Annotated in this window: 11 protein-coding genes; 5 read left to right on the top strand and 6 right to left on the bottom strand. The window is 68.8% G+C overall.

Going from position 1 to position 17,894, the window contains the following annotated elements; all coding sequences use genetic code 11:
• Window positions 1–171: 171 nt before the first annotated feature.
• Both ACFY2A_RS28100 and ACFY2A_RS28095 read left to right on the top strand, forming a co-directional pair.
• Window positions 172–774 (top strand): LuxR C-terminal-related transcriptional regulator, encoded by a 603-nt coding sequence (locus tag ACFY2A_RS28100; protein ID WP_363919369.1) that lies wholly within the window; start codon window positions 172–174, stop codon window positions 772–774.
• Window positions 775–794: 20 nt separating this feature from the next.
• Window positions 795–1,409 (top strand): LuxR C-terminal-related transcriptional regulator, encoded by a 615-nt coding sequence (locus ACFY2A_RS28095; RefSeq protein WP_387176013.1) that lies wholly within the window; start codon window positions 795–797, stop codon window positions 1,407–1,409.
• A gap of 141 nt (window positions 1,410–1,550) precedes the next feature.
• Here ACFY2A_RS28095 and ACFY2A_RS28090 read toward each other — a convergent pair whose 3' ends face one another.
• The 3 genes from ACFY2A_RS28090 to ACFY2A_RS28080 all read right to left on the bottom strand — a co-directional run bounded on the left by ACFY2A_RS28090 (window position 1,551) and on the right by ACFY2A_RS28080 (window position 5,486).
• On the bottom strand, window positions 1,551–2,318 hold the full coding sequence (locus tag ACFY2A_RS28090; RefSeq protein WP_387176011.1) for a thioesterase II family protein: 768 nt from the start codon (window positions 2,316–2,318) through the stop codon (window positions 1,551–1,553).
• A 364-nt stretch (window positions 2,319–2,682) separates the two neighbouring features.
• A complete protein-coding gene (locus ACFY2A_RS28085; RefSeq protein WP_387176064.1) occupies window positions 2,683–3,654 on the bottom strand; it encodes a TauD/TfdA family dioxygenase in 972 nt (323 codons plus the stop codon).
• A gap of 53 nt (window positions 3,655–3,707) precedes the next feature.
• A complete protein-coding gene (locus ACFY2A_RS28080) occupies window positions 3,708–5,486 on the bottom strand; it encodes a condensation domain-containing protein (protein ID WP_387176009.1) in 1,779 nt (592 codons plus the stop codon).
• Window positions 5,487–5,843: 357 nt separating this feature from the next.
• On the opposite strand from ACFY2A_RS28080, the gene ACFY2A_RS28075 reads away from it, so the two are divergent.
• Window positions 5,844–7,295, top strand: a complete 1,452-nt coding sequence (locus ACFY2A_RS28075) for an AMP-binding protein (RefSeq protein WP_387176006.1) — start codon at window positions 5,844–5,846, stop codon at window positions 7,293–7,295.
• A gap of 6 nt (window positions 7,296–7,301) precedes the next feature.
• Here ACFY2A_RS28075 and ACFY2A_RS28070 read toward each other — a convergent pair whose 3' ends face one another.
• Together ACFY2A_RS28070 and ACFY2A_RS28065 are read right to left on the bottom strand one after the other, a co-directional pair.
• Window positions 7,302–10,280: a BTAD domain-containing putative transcriptional regulator gene (locus ACFY2A_RS28070; protein WP_387176004.1), complete on the bottom strand. Its 2,979-nt coding sequence runs from the start codon at window positions 10,278–10,280 to the stop codon at window positions 7,302–7,304.
• A 446-nt stretch (window positions 10,281–10,726) separates the two neighbouring features.
• A complete protein-coding gene (locus ACFY2A_RS28065; RefSeq protein ID WP_387176002.1) occupies window positions 10,727–11,035 on the bottom strand; it encodes a phosphopantetheine-binding protein in 309 nt (102 codons plus the stop codon).
• Between the two features lie 255 nt (window positions 11,036–11,290).
• Between ACFY2A_RS28065 and ACFY2A_RS28060 the strand changes: the two genes are divergently transcribed.
• On the top strand, window positions 11,291–11,824 hold the full coding sequence (locus tag ACFY2A_RS28060) for a phosphopantetheine-binding protein (RefSeq protein WP_363919355.1): 534 nt from the start codon (window positions 11,291–11,293) through the stop codon (window positions 11,822–11,824).
• Window positions 11,825–12,029: 205 nt separating this feature from the next.
• Here the strand turns inward: ACFY2A_RS28060 and ACFY2A_RS28055 are convergent, their stop codons facing one another.
• On the bottom strand, window positions 12,030–17,318 hold the full coding sequence (locus ACFY2A_RS28055) for a HEAT repeat domain-containing protein (protein ID WP_387175999.1): 5,289 nt from the start codon (window positions 17,316–17,318) through the stop codon (window positions 12,030–12,032).
• A 76-nt stretch (window positions 17,319–17,394) separates the two neighbouring features.
• Here ACFY2A_RS28055 and ACFY2A_RS28050 point away from each other — a divergent pair, with 76 nt between their 5' ends.
• Window positions 17,395–17,766 (top strand): hypothetical protein, encoded by a 372-nt coding sequence (locus ACFY2A_RS28050; RefSeq protein ID WP_387175997.1) that lies wholly within the window; start codon window positions 17,395–17,397, stop codon window positions 17,764–17,766.
• Window positions 17,767–17,894: the final 128 nt, after the last annotated feature.

Raw genomic sequence — 17,894 nt, 5'->3', positions numbered from 1 at the left:
GACCGGCGCTGCGCGACGATGGCGAGTCGATACTGCGCTATCGGCCTGCGTCGGCGGCCGACAGCGGGTCGACAGCGAGTCGACAGCGACCAGTTAGCTCGTCGCGGAAACATCCGACCAGGACATTCCGACGCCACGCCACGCCCCCGGCGTGACGACGAAGGAGGCGTGATGGGCGAACCGATGTGGGTCAACGTCATGGCGACCGACCCCGTGCTGGAGGCGGGCGTGACGAGCGCGATGCTCGGGTGCCCGGACATCGCCGTGGTGACGACGCGAGAGAAGGCGGCGGTCACGGTCCTGGTGGTCGACCATCTGGGCCAGGACGCGCTGGATTCGGTGCGGGCCGTCCGCACCGGGGCCGACCGGCCCGAGGTGGTGCTCGTAGTGCCCGAGGTGGAGCCGGCTGACGCGCTGCGGGCCATCGCGGCCGGTGCGCGCGGCCTGCTCCGGCGCCGGGAGGCGACCGCGGAGCGGCTCACCCGCACCGTGCTGGCCGCCGGTGAGGGAGACTGCACGGTCTCGCCGGACATGCTCGACCGGTTGCTCGCCGCGCCGGCCGTTCCCGCCGGCACCCTGGCGTCGAACATCAGCGACCGCGAGCGCGCGGTGCTGCGGCTGATCGCCGAGGGCCGGGAGACCGGTGAGATCGCGAAGGAGCTGTGCTACTCGACCCGCACCGTGACGAGTGTCGTGCACGACATCACGCGGCGGTTCCGGCTGCGCAACCGAGCCCACGCGGTGGCCTTCGCCCTGCGGGCCGGGATGTTGTGAACGGCGAACAGGAGAAGATCATGATGGCATTGACTGCACATGTGGTGGCCCCGAACGCGACCATCCGGGCCGAGGTGCTGGCCGCGCTGCGGCAGGCCGGCGTCACACCGGTGCCCGACCCGTACGGATCACCGGACACCGTCATCGTCACGGCTGTCGACACGGTGCAGGAGGCACTCACGGCGTGCCCGCCGCGGCCACGGTCCACGGCGCAGCGGACACTGCTGATCGCGGACCGCTTCTCACCGACGGACGTGGTACGCGTACTACGTTCGGGGACTCTGGTGATGCTCCGGTTCGCCGACGTCACACCGAGCCGACTGGCCGCCGCGGTGCAGGCCGCCCGGGACGGGGAGGTCCGGTTGCCGCACGAGGTGCTGGTCGGGGTACTCGGCGGCGCCGGTACGCCGGACCAGACCGGAACGTCCCGGGCGGCCGGCCGGTCACCGCTGACGCCCCGGCAGACGAGGGTGCTCGCGTTGATGGCCGAGGGGCAGGACAACGCGATGATCGCCCGGTCACTGCTGTGTTCCAACCACACGGTGAAGAACGTCATCTACGACATGATGGCTCGGTTGCAGGTTCGCAACCGAGCCCACGCCGTGGCCTGCGGGGTAGCGGCCGGGTTGATCTGAGTCCGCCGTCCGCGGCTGCACATCGGTGTGCAGCCGCGGACGACTCGGGTCACTCGGGTGCGGCTGGTCGTTCCCCTGGTCGGGCGTAGGCCAGCGGAGAACGCGCGGGTGAGGCGATTCGTGGCCTCGGGCCGGCCGCCGTCACCTCTCGGCCGGCCGACGGATGTCACCGGCCGGCATCCGGTCGCCGATTACCCGCAACAGCTCGGCCGGGTCGGTCGCATAGCTCAACCCGGATCCGGGCAACTGCACCAGATCGGTCTCCCCGTACGCCGACCAGCCGGCCACGACCTCCGTCTCGATGCCCTGGTCCCGCCACCGGATCGCGGTCAGCGGGCAGCGCAGCGGCCCCGGCTGGGGCATTCGATAGGCCCGCAACGCGGCCAGTTCGGCCCGGAGTGCACGTACGCCGGTTGCGACGATCGATGGCAGCGGGTTGCCGCCCATGGCGACTGTGGTCGCCAGCACGCGCTCGGTCAGTTCGTCGTCGGTCGGTTCGTCGTGCGCCTCGTCCGCACGGTTGAGGTACCGGGGAGCGGGACAGCCCGACACGAACAGGCGCAGCGGTGCCGGCGCGCCGCGCCGGTCCAGCTCGACCGCGACCTGATAGCCGAGCAGCGCCGCACTGTCGTGGCCGAACAACGCGAACTTCTCGACCCCCCGGTGCCTGAGGTCCGTCACGAGCTCCGCAGCACGCTCCGGCAGCCCTGACGATAGCGGGGCCGCGGCGCGCGTCCCCGCTGCTTCGCCGCCCAGGCCGCCCACGGCCGGTGGGCGGACAACGCACCACGGGCCGACGGTGTCGGGCCACCGATCGAACTGAAAGTCGCCGTTACCGGCGCTGGGTATGCAGATCAGGGGGGCGGTGCCGGCATGCGGATCGGTCCGCTGGTCCAACCATGAGGCCATGAGGAGGGTCGCCTTCGTTGACGGAGAGTAGGCAATTCTTGCTCAACCGTCGTCCCGGGCGCCTCCATACCGCTATCGCCGATCGGGTCGGCAGCGGCCGGCGAGAAAAGCGTCGTGATGGGGAGCCGAAAACGGCCGGCCATAGCTTCGTTCCTGTCGGCGGCAGCCGGCACAAGAGCCGAAGCAGACAAGGGGTACTGAGTTGCGAGTTTCAATGGTTTCCGGTCCGCGCCTGATCGTCACACCGCCGACTTCGGTGGTCGCTTTCGCCGGCGACACGCCGTGGGGCTGATCAGTCTCTCCCGGGCAGGCCGACGGAGGGCCGCCGCGAAGGTGTCCCCCGTCGGTTATGTGCCACCCGTCCTCACGAAGCCGGGAATGGTTCGGCCATCGCCACGGCGATCTTGCGTGGCCCGGTGAACGGCTCACGGCCGTGAGCCGCAAGCATGTTGTCGACGACCAGCACGTCGTCACGCTCCCAGTCGAATCGGCGCTGGGCGGCTCGGTAACAGTCGCGCAGGTGCGCCACGACCTCGTCGGGGATCGGCCCGCCATCGCCGTAGTACGTGTTGGTGGGCAGGTCCGCCTCGTCGAACATCTCCCGCAGCCCCTCGCAGTCCTCCTCGGGCAGCGTGGTCACGTGGAAGAACGTGAGGTGGTTGAACCAGACGGTTTCGCCGGTCACCGGATGCTGGTGCACCGCCTGTCGGCGGGCCGTCGTACGTAAGCCGTTGCGCCCGACCCACTGGGCCTCCACACCGCTACGTGCGCAGTAGCGCTCGACCTCGGCCCGGTCGGTGGTGTTGAACGCCTGTTGCCACGGCACCCCGAAGCCCTCGGTGAAGTTGCGTACCACGGTCCAGCCGCGCCGGGTGAACTCCTCAAGCACGGCCGGATCGATCGACCGTAGGATCCGGCGGGTGTCGGCGAGCGGCGTGGCACCCTGCGTTTCGGGCGGGGTGATGCAGTAGAAGAACAACGTCAACGGCCAGGTCGCCTGGTACGAGTTCTCGTTGTGCAGGAAGATCTCCTCGGTCGGTGGGTAGTCCGTCGAGGTGTAGACCTGGCCCTCGATGGTGCTCCGCGGTGACGACCGCTCGGCGTAGGACAGCGGCGCGCCGGACACCGCCCGGACGACTCGTTCGAACCCACTGACGTTGCCGATGTCGAAGCCGCGCAGCAGGACCGCGCCGTGGGTGCGCAGCTGCCGACGCACCGAGTCCCGGATCCCGGCGAGGTGACTCTCGGCCGGTACGCCACCGGGGGGCGCGGTCAGCACCGCGGGCAGTGCCGACTCCTCGGCTGGTACCGCGGGCGTGAGGCGCGCGGGCGTGATGTTGCTCGTGGTCACCGTCGGCTCCCTTCGTTGCAAATGGTGGTCGGGTGGAATCAGCAGGGCCCGTTGTCGACGGTTCCGACCATTCGGCCGGATCCCTCGCCGCACACGTCGGTCCACGCGGCCGGGTCGTCGGGGTTGTCCGGGACGCGTTCGCAGATGACGTAACGCCGCGGCGCCATCGCCGTCGGATACGCCTTCACCGCTGCCAGGCAAGCGGCGTGGGCCTGTTCGGGTGTGCCGATGGCCTCGGTCCGCGCCAGATGAGCGACCAACGGGAGACCGTCCACGGTTGCGAAGACTCTGGCACCGGTCGACGGCAGGCTGTCGTCGAGCAGCCGTTGCACTTCGGCCACCTCGATCCAGCAGCCGTCCACGAGCAGCCAGCCGGCGCCCCGCTGTACCGGGCTGAGCGGGATCGAGTCGCGGATCCCTCGGGCACCGAGGTCAGCGGAGCCGGCCGCGATCAACAGGTTCTCGACCGCCAGGAGCAGCGATTCGACCTCGTCGTCGGGGATGCGGCCGGTGTCGCTGCTCCAACAGCCGAGACGCAACTGTCCGTCGGTCCCGTACAGGTCGAAGCGGATCAGCGTGGTCCCGGCCGGCATCGGCTGCCGCCGCAGCTGCGTCGTGCGTCGCGCGGCGACCAGTTCGTCCGGCGTGGGTACCGGTGCGGTGGCCCGGCCGGTCGCCCGACCGGACTCGATGACAAGGTTGTTGAACAGCGGTTCGCAATCGAATGCGATGCCGCGCTCGTGTTCGATCCGGCGTGCGATGGCACTCTGCCGGTCCACGTCGTAACGGCCGTGCCGGCTCGCGTCGACCACAGCGGCCCACGCCTGCCGGACCAGCCGGTCGAAGGTGGTGTCACTGATCGTGAGCGTGATCGACGCGAGCTGCGCGAGGCTGCCGACGTGCTGCCGAAGGTGCGGCTCGAAGCGATTGGCGGACAGGGTGGGGAGCACGAGTTCCCGGACGCCGGTCCGGTGCGAGAGCACCGCGCCGATCGCGGCCAGCACGACGCTGGCCCGACTCGTCCTGGTGCGCGCCGTCACCGCTCGCAACGCCATCCCGGCTGCGGTGGAGGTCATCTCGACGGCGACCGACCCGTTGCCGGCGGCGACCCGCGGGACCGGATACAGGCACTGCGGCATGCGGGAGAAGCGGTCTTTCCAGTAGCTCAGAACCGTTTCCTCGTGCTGCAGGGCCTTGGGCGTGCGTTCCAGGGCGGCCAGGTCCAACGGCTGGATCGGTGGTCCGCCGGCCGGCCGCGCATCGCGATCGCGGATCAGGTCCGCGAACTCCCGCTTGATGATCTCCATTGCCTGATAGTCGACCGCGAGATGCGAGCAGCCGATCACCGCGGCCTGGACCACTCCTGCGGAGCTGGTGGACGCGTCACCCGGTGACACCGCGAGGGCGACCCGGACCGGCAGTTCGCCGATGCGGTACGCGCCTGCGGCACGCAACCGCCGGGTGAGGTCCCTGGCCAGGCTGGCCCGGTCGACGAGTTGTGGGTCGGCGGTCTCGATCGCGTAAACCTCTACGACAAGCTCACCGGTGGCGTGCACGAACTGCTGCGGTTCGGTGCCGTCGACGTAGGTCGTACGTAGTCCCTCGTGCCGCTCGACCAGGACTGCGAGTGCCTGGGCGACGTCATCGACCGCAGTTGCGGCCGGCACGTCGAGCTCCCCCGCGACGGCCGCGAAGAACTGCTCCGACTCACGACGCAGCCACTGCAGAATGTTGTACTGGCCGATGTTGAGCGGCCCCTCGGCCGATCGCGTTCCGCTGAACCGCACGGTCACCGATGGCCGCGGGACCAGGCTCACCGATCGCCCCCGGCGCCGGGCGGCGCGGGTTCCGGTTGCCTGGTGGGTCCGCGTCGTCCGGGTGCTCGGCGCGGCACTGTCGATGTGCCCTGGTGAGACCATGTGCGCCAGGTTATTGAGCGGTCCGCGCCCCGCAGTAGAGAAGGACCGGCAGCGACTCGCGGTCGGGTCGTGTGCGTTGTTCTGCCGGTTGTTCTCTGCGTGCGCCAGCCCGGGCGGGCCATCATCGACCTGCGTCCATCATGTGTGCGCTGGCCAGGTCTGCCGTGTGGGTCTGCGTTTCGTCCACTCGGCCGGCCCGTGGCAGGTCGCCGACCGCCGGGTGGATGACGACGCACTCGATTGTGGGAGGCCCGAATGAGCGTATCGATCCGTCAGCGGATCACCGATATCGCGGAGTTGTCAGCCGATCGGCCTGCGGTCATCGGCTTCGACGAGAACTCCGTCGAGCAGGTACTGACGTGGCGGGAGTTGGCCGAGCGGAGCGGCCGGCGGGCGGACGCACTCCTGGACGCCGCCGCCCGGGGGACCGGTCCCGGCGTGGTCGCGATCGAGGCGAACAACACGATCCAGTCGGTGGTCGACATCGTGGCCGTGCTCTCCGCGGAGCTGCCCCTGCTGCCGCTGAACCCGGCCTCGCCCGCACCCGAGCGGGAGAAGCTCCTCAACTTCATCGGTCAGACGTACGGCCGGGCTCAGCTCATCGACACCGACTTTGTGGTCGACGCGGGCCGGCCGGCGGGGTCGCCGGCGTCGACGGCCAGCCGGATCGCCTACCTGCTGCCCACCGGCGGCAGCTCCGGCCGGCCGAAGATCGCGATTCGGCCCGGACCACTCGTCTACGATCCGCACCAGGTGCCGTTGCCGCTGCGCCGTCGCGCCGGCTGGCGATCCGGTCAGCGGCAACTGATCCTCGGCCCGCTGCACCATGCGGCCCCGTTCACCACGCTGCTGGACGGGCTCCTCGACGGCAACACCACAATTCTGCCGCCGTACTTCCTGCCGGCCTGGACGGTGGAACTGGTCGAGCGCTACGCGGTGGAATGGATCCAGCTCACCCCGGCACACATGCGCACCATCCTGCTGCTTCTCCAGCCAGACCCGGCGTCCTTCAGCAGCGTGCGTACGGTGATGCACACGGCCGCCTCGTGCGACTCCTTCACCAAGAAGCGGTGGATCGAGTTGGTCGGGCCACAACATCTGTACGAGGTGTACAGCTCGACCGAGAACATCGGCGGCACCCTGGTGCGTGGGGACGAGTGGCAACAGCGGCCCGGAACGGTGGGCCGGGGGTTCTTCACGAAGATCAGCATCAGGGACGACGCCGGAAACCGGCTGGGCCCGGGACAGACCGGCAAGGTGTTCATGCGCGCCGGTCGGGTCTCCAGAGGAGACGCGTACCTGGGCAGCCAGGTGCTGGAAACGACGGCTGACGGTTTCGCAAGCGTCGGCGACTTCGGATGGCTCGACGAGGACGGCTACCTGTTCCTCGCCCCCCGACGGCACGATGTGATCAACGTGGGCGGTGAGAAGGTCTACCCCAACGAGGTCGAAGCTCAGTTGCTGGAACACCCCGCGGTGCTGGACGCCGTGGTGGTGGCGGCCGAGGATGAGGTGCTCGGCTCGACGGTCGGAGCCTACATCGTCTGCAAGCCGGGAGCCTCGGTCAGTACCGGTGAGCTCATGGCGCACTGCCGGGCCGGTCTGGTCAACTACAAGGTGCCGACGCGGGTGACGTTCGTCGACCAGGTGCCACGCTCGGCCGCCGGGAAGCTCGAACGTTGGCGGCTGGCCGGCCAGCGGGGCTGACCCGGGTCAGGTCTTCACCTCGCCGGCCGGCCCATCCTTGTTGCTCTGCGCCGTAAGCCGGCCGGCGGCGCGGCGCAGCGCGCCCAACTCGTCGATGGAACGCGAGTGCCACGGGTTGTTCTCCTGCATCGCGAAGGCGTTCGCGGCCTGCACGAAGAAGTGTTCCGCGGTATCGAACTCGCCCCGGCCCATGTACACCCGGCCGAGGCCGAACAGGGCGTGTGCATGAACATTCCGCTCCTGCGTGATCCGGCAGATCTCGACCGCCTCGCTGAAATGAATCTCAGCCGCGGTGAACTCGTTCTGCTCCAACATGGCCCCGCCGAGACCGTTGAGGGCGTAGGACTGGCCGATGCGGTCGTCCTGGGTCCGAGCCAGGTCCAGTGCCGATTGGAAGACGGCCTTCGCGGCCAGCGACTGCCCTGAGTCGGCAAACACCTCCCCGAGGCGGTACAACGCCTGGGCCTGGAGACGCCGGTTACCGAGTTGTTCACCCAGCGCGAGCGACTCCTTCGCCAGGATCTCGGCCCGTTCCGGCGAACCGAGATCCAGGTGGCTGCGAGCGAGTCCACTCAGTACATGGGCCTGTGCGCCAAGGTCGCCCACTGTCCGGAACCTCGCCAGCGCCTGCTCGTAACGCAGCACCGCCCGGTCGGGCCGGCCCTGGATCCGGTCCAGGTGCGCAAGGTTGCGCAGCGTCAATGCCGACCCGGCCTGGTCGCCGACCGCGTCGAACAAGCTCATCGCGTGCAGCAGGTTCTCGCCGTCGTCCTCGGCGTGCTGGGCGACGCCCAGCGAGCCGAGCGACGCCAACACGGCGGCCTCACCCCGGCGATTGCCGGCCCTGCTGGTGGCCTCCAGCGCGATGGTGTGCGTCGTGCGCCACTCGACGAACAGGCCCCGCCTCTCATACATGGCTACCGACACGGTGGCCAGCTCCCAGCACAGCTCGTCCAGCCCCAACTCTGCCGCCTGGCGGATCGCCACCTCAAGCGTGATGCGCTCCTCGTCGAACCAGGCTGTCGCATCGCCGAGGAAGCGGTCGAACTCGGCACGTGCGCCGGCCCATCGAGGTGCCGTGCCGTGCAGAACCGCGAACCGCCCCCCGTAGATCCGATGATGAGCCTCCTCGGCGAAGGCGAGCAGGGCGCCGAGCGACCGGGTGACCGCCGCAATGCACGCCTCCCTGTCGTCCTGCGTCAGCCGGTGCTCGCTCGCAAACACCCGCACCAGTTCGTGAAATCGGTAGCGGGGTTGCTTGGTGAGCGCGGAGAGATGGGCCTCCAGCAGCCGGACGTCCACGAGCTCGTCGAGGAGTGCCGTCGCCTGCTTCGAATCGCAGTCCAGCAGAGCCGCCGCGGTCCAGGCGCTGAACTCGTGTATCTCCAGCGCACTGAGCAGCCAGAACAGAGTCTGCGTCGGTACGGTGAGGGACTCGTACACGTCAGCGAGCAGCGAGCGGACCGCGACCTCACCGTGGGAAAGTTCGTCCAGCCGAGACCGCTCGTCGCGCAGGCGGTCCAGCAGGGTGCCGACCGCCCAGTGCGGGTGCGCAGCCAGTCGGACCCCGGCGATACGCACGGCCAGGGGCAGGCCGCCGCACATCTCGGTCAGCTCCGCCGCGGCCTCGGGCGCCGCGGCGACCCGCTGCTCCCCGCAGATCTGGCCGAGCAGGGTAAGGCTCTCGTCGGCCGACATCATGTCGACATCGACGGCCCGAGCGCCCGGGATGCCGGCGAGCCGGCGACGGCTGGTGATCAGCACCGCCGGGCCTGGCACGCCGGGGAGCAGATCGGCGATCTGGTCCTCGTTGCCGACGTCGTCCAGCACGATCAACACCCGTCGCGTCGCCAACTGGCTCCGTAACAGGTTGATCCGCTGCCCGGGCGCGACCGGGATCGCCGCCGGGGCAACGCCGAGTCCGTGCAGGAGATCGCTGAGTACGGCGTCGGTCGAGCGTGGCGCTGCGGTGCTCCCGTACAGGCAGGCGTAGAGGCTGCCGTTGACGAACTTGGCGCGCAACAGGTGTGCGACGTGCAGGGCCAGCGAGGTCTTGCCGCAGCCCGGCGCGCCGGTGATCACCGCGATCGGTACCTGTCTGGTGTCCTCACTTGTCAGCGTGGCGGTCAGGGTGTCGATCAGCGCGGCGTGGCCGACGAAGTCCGGCAGATCGGCGGGCAACTCCTGCGGACGGTGCACGCTGGTGGCGGTCTCGGTTCTGCTGTCGTCCGACTCACCGCTGATGCTGCTGTCCTGGCTGAGGATCGCGCGTTCCAGTTTGCGCAGATACTGGCTCGGCTCGATGCCCAGTTCACCCACGAGGTTGGTGCGGGCCGTCCGGTACGTCGCCAGCGCTTCAGCCTGCCGTCCGGACCGATACAGAGCGAGCATCCGGAACCCCCACAGGCGTTCCCGCAGGGGGTACTCCGTGGTCAACGCGACCAGCTCCTCGACCAGCTCCCGATGACCGCCCAGGCCCAGACGGATCTCGGCGCGGTCCTCCAGCGCCATGATCCGCCGCTCCTCCAGACGGTGGGAGACGACTTCCGCGGCCCGGCCGGGCACTCCGCCCAGCGCCGGTCCGGACCAGATGTCGATCGCGCGGTCCAGGTGCGTCAACGCCTCGTCCAGCTGACCTTTGGCTGCGGCGGACCGACCCCGGGCGAGGGCGTCGTCGAACAGGAGGTAGTCCAGCTGCTGGCGGGTCACCCGGATGGAGTACCCGAGGGGGTTGGTGTCGATGATCTCCGGACTGCCGAGAGCCCGGCGCAACGCGGAGATGCAGATCTGGATCTGTCCACGCGCGCTGGGCGGCGGGGAATCGTCCCAAACTGCGCCGATCAGCTTTTCCACGGTCACGACATGGTTGGCGGCCATCAGCAAATTGGCCAGCACTATGCGTTGCCGCGGGGAGGTTATCGGCACGGGGGAACCATCGACCACGGCTTCCAATGTTCCGAGAACCCGGAACTCGACTCGCACCATGTCGGCCAGCATACGGTATCACGGAACGACGATCATCAATCACGTTTGTTCCGGAAGTCGTTCGGGTGGCAACCGGGCGGACTCGCGCGGGCCGCCGAGCAGGGATAGCGCGAGTAACCTCAATTCGTCGGTAGGCGGTTTTGGCGGGTTCCAGATCGTCTTACTGCTGGCGTGCGCGAGCCAAACCCCGGTGAATTCTGAACGATAGTTTGGTTGCTCGATGTCGTGAGGATCCGGCATGTCGTGTGGTTCCGGCTTGATCGGTTTGTCCGACCCGCGGGCACACCGCCGTCGTCACCCGGACCGGCCGCACCAAGGTTGCCGCACTCGACGTGAACGGCGACGGTGATCCGACCGCGCGACCGGGGCGCCGGCGCGCACCTGCGGTACGCGCTCAGTGCGGTAGCGGCGCTCCTTCGGCCCCGGATCCCGCCGGACCCGTCAACTCACCGGCGCTTGATGGGTGCAACCTGTTCGGCGACGGGATAACCGGGCAGGGCCGAGGCCAGGGTCGCGACGGTCGGCCAGTCGAACAGTGCTCGCTCCGGCAGCTGCCGGTCCAGCGCGACGCACAACCTGGCCACGGCCTGCGTCGCGAGCACCGAATGACCGCCGAGGTCGAAGAAGTTGTCGTGCCGTCCAACCTCGTCGAGATTCAGTACCTCGGCCCACACGTCGGCGATGGCCCGCTCCGCAGTGGTGCTTGGCATGTCCTCTTCGACGAGCGACGACTGTGCGTAGCTGATCTCGTTCATCGTCCATTACCTCCTGGGCCGGCGAAAATGTGGCGTCGAATAGCGAACGGTCGCAGGCTCGCCACCCTCGGGGAGAATTGTGGTTCGATCGACCGGCGCGGGCAAGGGTGGGCGGTAAGAAGCAGCCGCAGTCAACCACTTCCGGAAATTCTGCCGATTCTTCTCTGCGACCAGTCGGGCTTCCGTGGCACATTGGCGACTGTTGTCAGTTCGTGCCGACGGCTCGGATTGCCGCCGTTACTGAAGGAGCGGTTCATGGTTGGCTTGGCAGAGCTCGCATCCACCCTGCTGGGGCATCCGGCCGTGCGTGATGCCCGGGCGACGACGATCCGCCACGATGATCGGGAAGCCACGATCGGCGTCGTCGAGTTTTCCCAGTACGTGAGCGGGCCGGAGCTTCGAGGCTACGTGTGGGACCGGCTCGGTGCAGGCTGTGGATTGGACGGTGTGCTACTCGTCGACGCCATGCCGCTCGCCGGCGACACGCTCGACACCGAATACGTCCGGTCCGCCGTCATCGCCGGCACGTGCACCCTGTTCGAAGGCCCTGTCGACGGCGTCGAAGAGCGTCTCCTGTCGATCTGGGCCGGCACCATGAACCTCAAGTGGATCGGCGTGCACGACGACTTTCTGGACCTCGGCGGCGACTCGATTGTGGCGGTCGAGGTCCTTGCGAAGATCGAGGACGAGTTCGGCGAGGCGCTGGACGTCTACGACTTCATGAGCACCTACAACATCCGCGGCGTTGCCGGCCTTCTGAGTGAACCCCGGGTACTGCAGCAGCAGTGAGTGGGCGAGCCGCAGCGAGACGCCCGCAGTTGAGCGGTTACGGGGTGCCCTGCGGGTCGACGGGAGGCACCATTCGATGAAGCGATATGTCACTGAGACATGATCATGTCTCAGTGACATATCCGTCTGGTGACGACCTGCATCGGCCGGAGCCGACAACCCGATTCACCGCGAGCCGATCGGGTCGGCGTACCGACGAAGGCGTCTACGGGGGACCGGGGCGGGTCGGTGTGCGGTCGGGTAGCTCGTCGATCTCGGTGCCGGGCAACCAGGCGAGGGTCTGCTCGGCGAGCCGCCGGAGACCCGGCTCGGGATGGTGGGCGGCCTGGTCCACGAGCAGGTCGCGAAACCCCTCGGTGGGGTGGTGCTGCGCCAGTGCCCAGGCCGCTGTGCGACGTACGCCGGGATCGTCGTCGGTGAAGAGGTCGCGGAGCAGGTCGACGACCTGGGGGCCGTGCGGCCCGTCATGCGCGAGACCTGCCACGGCGGCGCGGCGGACGGCGATGTCCGGGTCGTTCCTCGCGCGATCCACCAGCAGGGCGAGGGTGGCGCTGTCGCCCTTGGCCTGGCGGCTGAGCAGCTCGACCACGGCGAGCCGGATGGTCGGGTCGTCGCTGTCGGCGCGACTTCGGAGGAGCGGTGCGACCTCCGACCCGTAGTTCGCCGCGAGCAGCGCGTCGGCGGCGGACACGAGGACGGCGGGATCCGGGTCGTTGATTCGGTCGAGAAGTAACTCCCTCAACTGCGCGGCTGGCAGTGGCGATCTGGCGAGCAGTTCGACGGCTGCGGCTCGGACAGCGGGGTCAGCGTCGTGGCCGCCGCGACGCAGCAGCGCCGTGACGACCTCAGTGCGCGCGGGGGACTGCCAGCCGAAGAGCCCGGTGGCCGCTTCGCGGATCACCTGCGGGTCCGGATCCTCGCGGATGCGGTCGAGCGCGAGGTCGTCGCGGGTGCCGGCCCGGACGAGAGTACGGACGACGGCCCGTCGCACAGTCGGGTCCGCGTCTCGGATCAGGCCGTCGGCGACGTCCGCGAGAGAGTCCCGGCTGCGGTTCGCGAGAGCGTGGACGGCGGCGAGCCGTACCGCTGGCGCCTGATCGTGACGCGCTACGTGGAGCACGGTCGCGTCGTTGTCGGTGATCTGTACGAGTGATTCGAGCGCGGCGAGGCGGGTGTCCGGGTCGGGGTCGTGGCGCACCAGTTCGAGCATCAGCTCCGGGTCCGGAAAGTGCCGGCTCAGTAGGCGGACGGCGGTGCTGCGCACCGCGCCGGACTCGTCCTCGCGAAGCCGGCCGAGCAACTGCCGCCGGACCAGGGGAGCGTTGTCGGCCTGGTTCAGCAGCGTGGTGGCCGCCGCCTCCACCACCGCAGGCGCGGAGTCCTCGGCGAGTCTCTCGCCGAGGATGTCGCGGACGTCCCCGGCGTCGTGGTGGCCGAGAGCCCGCGCCGCCAGTACGCGTACCGCGGTGTCCTCGTCGCTGCGGACCCGGTGATGCAGCAGATTCACGAGGGCGTCGTCGATGTCGTACCCGCTGACGAGCGCGTCGAGTGCGGCACGTCGCACCGCCCGGTCGGCGCTGTTGACGGCATACCCGATCAGCCGGGCTCGACCGGCCGTCCAGCGGTCCCGCTCGGCCGGCAGCCGAGCCGCCGACATCGCGGTCTCGGCCAGTCCGACGACCAGCGCGAGCTGGGCCTGGTGATCCCCGTCGCCGGCCAGTTGGTCGAGCAGCTCCTGGATGCCGTCGCGCGGGGTGCCGAGCGGCACGGCGAGCCGCGCGGCGACCTCGGCAAACGCGGTATCCCGGGTCAGCTCGAACCCGCGTCGCCGGTACCAGCGCGGGTAGGTCTCTCGGCCCGGCCAGTCAGCGCCCATCGTCCTGACCACCGGCAGCACCTGCGCCTCGACCAGTGCGGCGGTGGCTGCGTCGTCGGTGGAAACCCCGTGTTCGATGAGCAGGACGAGCTGGTGCAGGAGCGCGTACGCCGAATGTGCCGCCGCCGGTCCGATGCTCAGCTGGGCGAGGCACTGTACGGCCAGCACGAGATTCCACGGCGGCTCGGTGAACCGTTCGGCCGGCCAGGGCCGGTTGACCTCGGTCGTGAGGAGTTGGATCAGCCGCCCGGCCTGCGCCGGGGGCACCGCTCCCGCGACGAGCTGGAGCACCTCCCACCACGACGGGTCGGCCCAGTGCGCGGCGAACAGGGCCGGCAACGACTCCGTTGACCCCTGGTGGTGCTGTCGGACGATGTCTACCGCGCAGAACCATTCCAGGATGGCGAGATGCGCGAAGCCATACTGGCTGTCGTCGTACCGGACGAGCATGAAGTCGCGCACCCGGAACTCGTCGAGGAGTTCGCCGGCGACCTGGCGGGACCGTTCACGTGGCAGGTCGTACCGCTCCTCCAGGTAGGACTCGAAGGCCCGGCCGAGCTCGTTCCGCCCGAGACGCGCGGTGCCCCGTGACTGCATCAGGTACGCCAGGCGTCCCAACATGTGCTTTTTGTCGGTGATGTCGACGAAGCCTGCGGCGTGCTGGGTCGGGCTCAGATGGCGGTGCTGGTCCCAGCGGTCGAGAAGCAGGTCCGTGAGGTGGTCGTAGAGCTGCCACCGGTTCCTCGGCAGCTCCGGCCGGCGTCGACTCAGCGCGAGCAGAGTGGTCAGCAGCAACGGGTTACCGGCCAGCGCCCGGATGGCCGGGGTATCGCGGATCGTCGAGCGGAGACGTTGCCAGTGCGGCCGTGCCCTACCCGGGTCGTCCGGAGTGTCCGCTGCATACCACTTGGACAGCAGCTCGTCGATCTGAGCGTCGTGCAAAGTCTCCAGGGTGAGGTGGTGGAAGCCGGCCTCGGTCAGGATCCGCTGGCTGTACTCGATCGGCCGCGTCGTGACCACGACCCGCACCGACGGATACTTACTGGCGAACGCCGCGATGAGACCCGTCACCGCCTCACGCTGGCGGGGGTCGAACAACTCGTCCAGCCCATCGAAGATGAAGATCATGGGCCGCCCGGCGTCCAGCAGGGCGCGCAGCACGGAGCGCGGCAGGCCGAGGCCCTCGGCGCGGTGCAGGTGGTCGAGGTGGTCGAGAATGCCCTCCCGCCGACCGTCGCCAGCCGGCGCCAGGTAGGAGCGGAGCTGAACCAGCAGCGGAATGTGCCCGCGCAGCGGCGCCAGTCGGGGCTCCGGACGCGGTTCCGTCAGGGACAGTGCCAGATACCGCGCCACTGTCGACTTGCCCGCGCCCGGGGCGCCGAGCAGCGTCACTGTTCGACGACCCGGATCGGTCAACAGTTCGAACAGGGGCGTGGCCGGCGCGTCCGAGCCGGGCCCGACCTCTTCGCGGGCAGCCGGCTCGACGAACATCGATCCGAGATCGACCCGTCGGTAGCCGTCGTACCCTGGTGGGGACAACGCCTCCAGGTCGAGCCCACCGTAGCGCTGGCGTAGCCGCAGGAAGTAACCCTGCACGCTCTCGGCGATGGCCGTGTCGTCGGTCTCGGCCGGCTGTTTGCCTGCGAGGACGTTTGCCAGCGCCGCGGTCACCAGGGCCGTGAGATCCTCCGGGCCGCGGAAGAACTCGACGAGATGGCGCTCCTGAAGCTCGGTGCGCAGCGCCTCGATCCGCTGGCCCGCCTCGCCACGGTCGACCATGGAGGCCGGCCACGGTGCGTCGTCAGCGAGCAGGAAGATCAGACACGGTTTGCCCAGTCGTTGCGCCTCCCGATACTCCAATTCGCTTATCGACTGGTCGTGCCCCTCCGGCACATAGCCGTACCGCCACGCGAACAGCCCGATGTAGAGATCGCTGCGGGCAAGGGCCCGCAGGGACGTCTCAAGCGGCGGCCGGCTCTCCGCGACGTAGGACTCCATCGCGACGTCTTCGACGTTCAGCCGCCGCGCGGCGGCGTGAACCGCGCGGCGACACTCGGCCAGATCCCGGAAGGTCGACGAGACGTACACCCTCGTGGTGGCTCTCCGGGCCCGGGGATAGATCGTCACCATGACGCAGTCGCCGGTCTGCACAACTGTCGGTTCAGGAGCGCCGATGCGCTGGCATTCGCCGACCGCGCGGGGAATGCCCGAGCCCTCGCCCTCCACCAGTCGCATCCAGGTCAGCACCCGCGCGAAGTGGAAGTTACGGCGGTCGGACTCCGAGCGTAGGTGGCTGATCGGAACCGCTTCGCCGTCGGGCAGTTGCGGCCCGTGCCAGGAACCCGGGTTCACGATCTCCACTCGGTCGTCGAATACCCGTACGTGCACGCACATGCCCCGGTGCTCGTAGTCGCGGTGCGCGAGGGCGTTCGCGATGACTTCCCGTACGGCGATCATCGGGTAGTCGTTGACCGGCACGGGTGTCATCGAGTCCCCGGTGAACGTCTCACCCTGCGCGGTCCGCTGGGCAACGAAGTTCCGCGCCTGAACGATCTGCTCCGGTACCGTCCGACGCAACTCCTCTCGTACGTACCACTCGTCCCGGTTCGAGCCCTTGAAATGTACGCAGGTCACCATGGCGGTCGGCACCACGGCCGTCGGATCCTCGCCGAACAGCAGCGCCCCCGCGTAGGTCAGCCGCCCGTTGAGCATCAGATGGGCCCGATGCAGGAACTCGGTGGTGTTGAGGGCAGGCGGCATCTCCACGGCGATGTCGGGTCGCAGGTTCGCGCGGAACTGGGCCAGCTGTTGGGTGTTCACGGCCGTCCCGGAAGTTGGCCGTTCCAGCAGCGACAGGGCCTGTTCGGTCGGATCGGTCGGCTGCGGATCAGCCTCCGCTGCCGGCGGCGGGACCGGTTCCGCGGCCGGGACGGACCGGCGGGCGATCGCGATTCGGCCGTACCCGTCGAACTTCTGGCCCGGCCGCGGATTGGTGAGCATGGCGTGCAGGTAGTCGTAGAGCGTCGCCAGCGTGATGTTGCCGTCGTTGTCGACGGACGCACCGCCCAACAGCCCGTCCACGAGGGCTGCGGTGAACGGACTGGGCTGGCCGTCAAGCTCGGCGTCCTTGGCCAGCTCGGTGGCGGCGGCAGCGGTGAGCACGAACCGGCCTCGGCCGGCGAACTGCTCGGCCAGGTTGTCGCCCTTGAACGCGCCGCCGTGGCAGCAGTCGAGGATGAGAATTTTCGTCCGGGCCACGCAGTGCTGCAAGATCGCATTGATGGTGTCGTTTCCGACGGCCGTGCCCGGGATGAGATCCCGTTCGGTGTCGACGCCGCACAGGTAGAGCTTCTGCAACTCGCTGCGGCCATGCCCGCTGAAGTAGAACAGCACGGTGTCCTCGGGACTCGCGGACCTGAAGAATTCGTTAATGGTGCGCTGCATCTGTGCCGAGGTCAGGTTCTGCTCCGGCCGGACGGTCGCGTCGGTGAACATGCCCATCTCGGGATCCGCCAGGGCGGCGGCGAGGAGGTTCCCGTCCTTCTCAGGACCACGAAGGAACGGCAGCGTCCCGGGCCGGCCATAGTCTGAATTGCAGATGAGCAGGGCTTTGTACACGCTCGCTCCCGACTGCCCACAACGCAACCAGTGGTCTACTGTACGGCTCGCCGGTATTTCCGAGGAGGAGTGCGAGGTGGGTCCTTTGACGATCGTGGTGAGTCCCGGCCTGACCGGTGTGGCGGACGACCACGAAGCGGCACTCAGCGCGGCCGACGACCTGCGCGCGGATCTGCTCGAACAGGGCCTGATCGCACACGACGAGGGCTCCGACGTCCCGGGCACCAAGGGATGGGAGCAGTACCTCACGATCCTGGTCGGGGGAGGAGGGGCACTGGGCAGCGTCGTGGCGTTGTTCCATGCCTGGCTCAACCGTGACCGGCGTCGTTTCCTGATACTGCGTAAGCGAGTGGACGGCCGCATCGTGGCCGAGGTGGAAATTGCCGGTGACACGGTGTCCGACGAGACGATCCGCGCAGCCCTGGAGCAGGTCGTGGACCTGGAGTAAGAGCCGTGTCCTAACCACACGGGTATGTGAGGCACTAAAGGACGTCTCGTAACTCGGTGGAGGCGTTGCCGGGTAACGATGTTGGTGTCATCCGGTGAGGATGATGTTGTGGAGGTGGGCGATGCCGG

Origin of the sequence: Micromonospora sp. NPDC000442 (assembly GCF_042898635.1) — a bacterium.
Taxonomy (GTDB): domain Bacteria; phylum Actinomycetota; class Actinomycetes; order Mycobacteriales; family Micromonosporaceae; genus Micromonospora.
The sequence above is the reverse complement of the archived record's forward strand: the minus strand, read 5'-3'. Positions and strand labels throughout refer to the sequence as shown.

Excerpts from the sequence above, each read along its gene's own strand:
- ACFY2A_RS28060 (WP_363919355.1), top strand. The coding sequence starts at position 11,291 with ATGGTTGGCTTGGCAGAGCTCGCATCCACCCTGCTGGGGCATCCGGCC.
- ACFY2A_RS28070 (WP_387176004.1), bottom strand. The coding sequence starts at position 10,280 with ATGGTGCGAGTCGAGTTCCGGGTTCTCGGAACATTGGAAGCCGTGGTC.
- ACFY2A_RS28075 (WP_387176006.1), top strand. The coding sequence starts at position 5,844 with ATGAGCGTATCGATCCGTCAGCGGATCACCGATATCGCGGAGTTGTCA.
- ACFY2A_RS28100 (WP_363919369.1), top strand. The coding sequence starts at position 172 with ATGGGCGAACCGATGTGGGTCAACGTCATGGCGACCGACCCCGTGCTG.
- ACFY2A_RS28090 (WP_387176011.1), bottom strand. The coding sequence starts at position 2,318 with ATGGCCTCATGGTTGGACCAGCGGACCGATCCGCATGCCGGCACCGCC.
- ACFY2A_RS28095 (WP_387176013.1), top strand. The coding sequence starts at position 795 with ATGATGGCATTGACTGCACATGTGGTGGCCCCGAACGCGACCATCCGG.
- ACFY2A_RS28065 (WP_387176002.1), bottom strand. The coding sequence starts at position 11,035 with ATGAACGAGATCAGCTACGCACAGTCGTCGCTCGTCGAAGAGGACATG.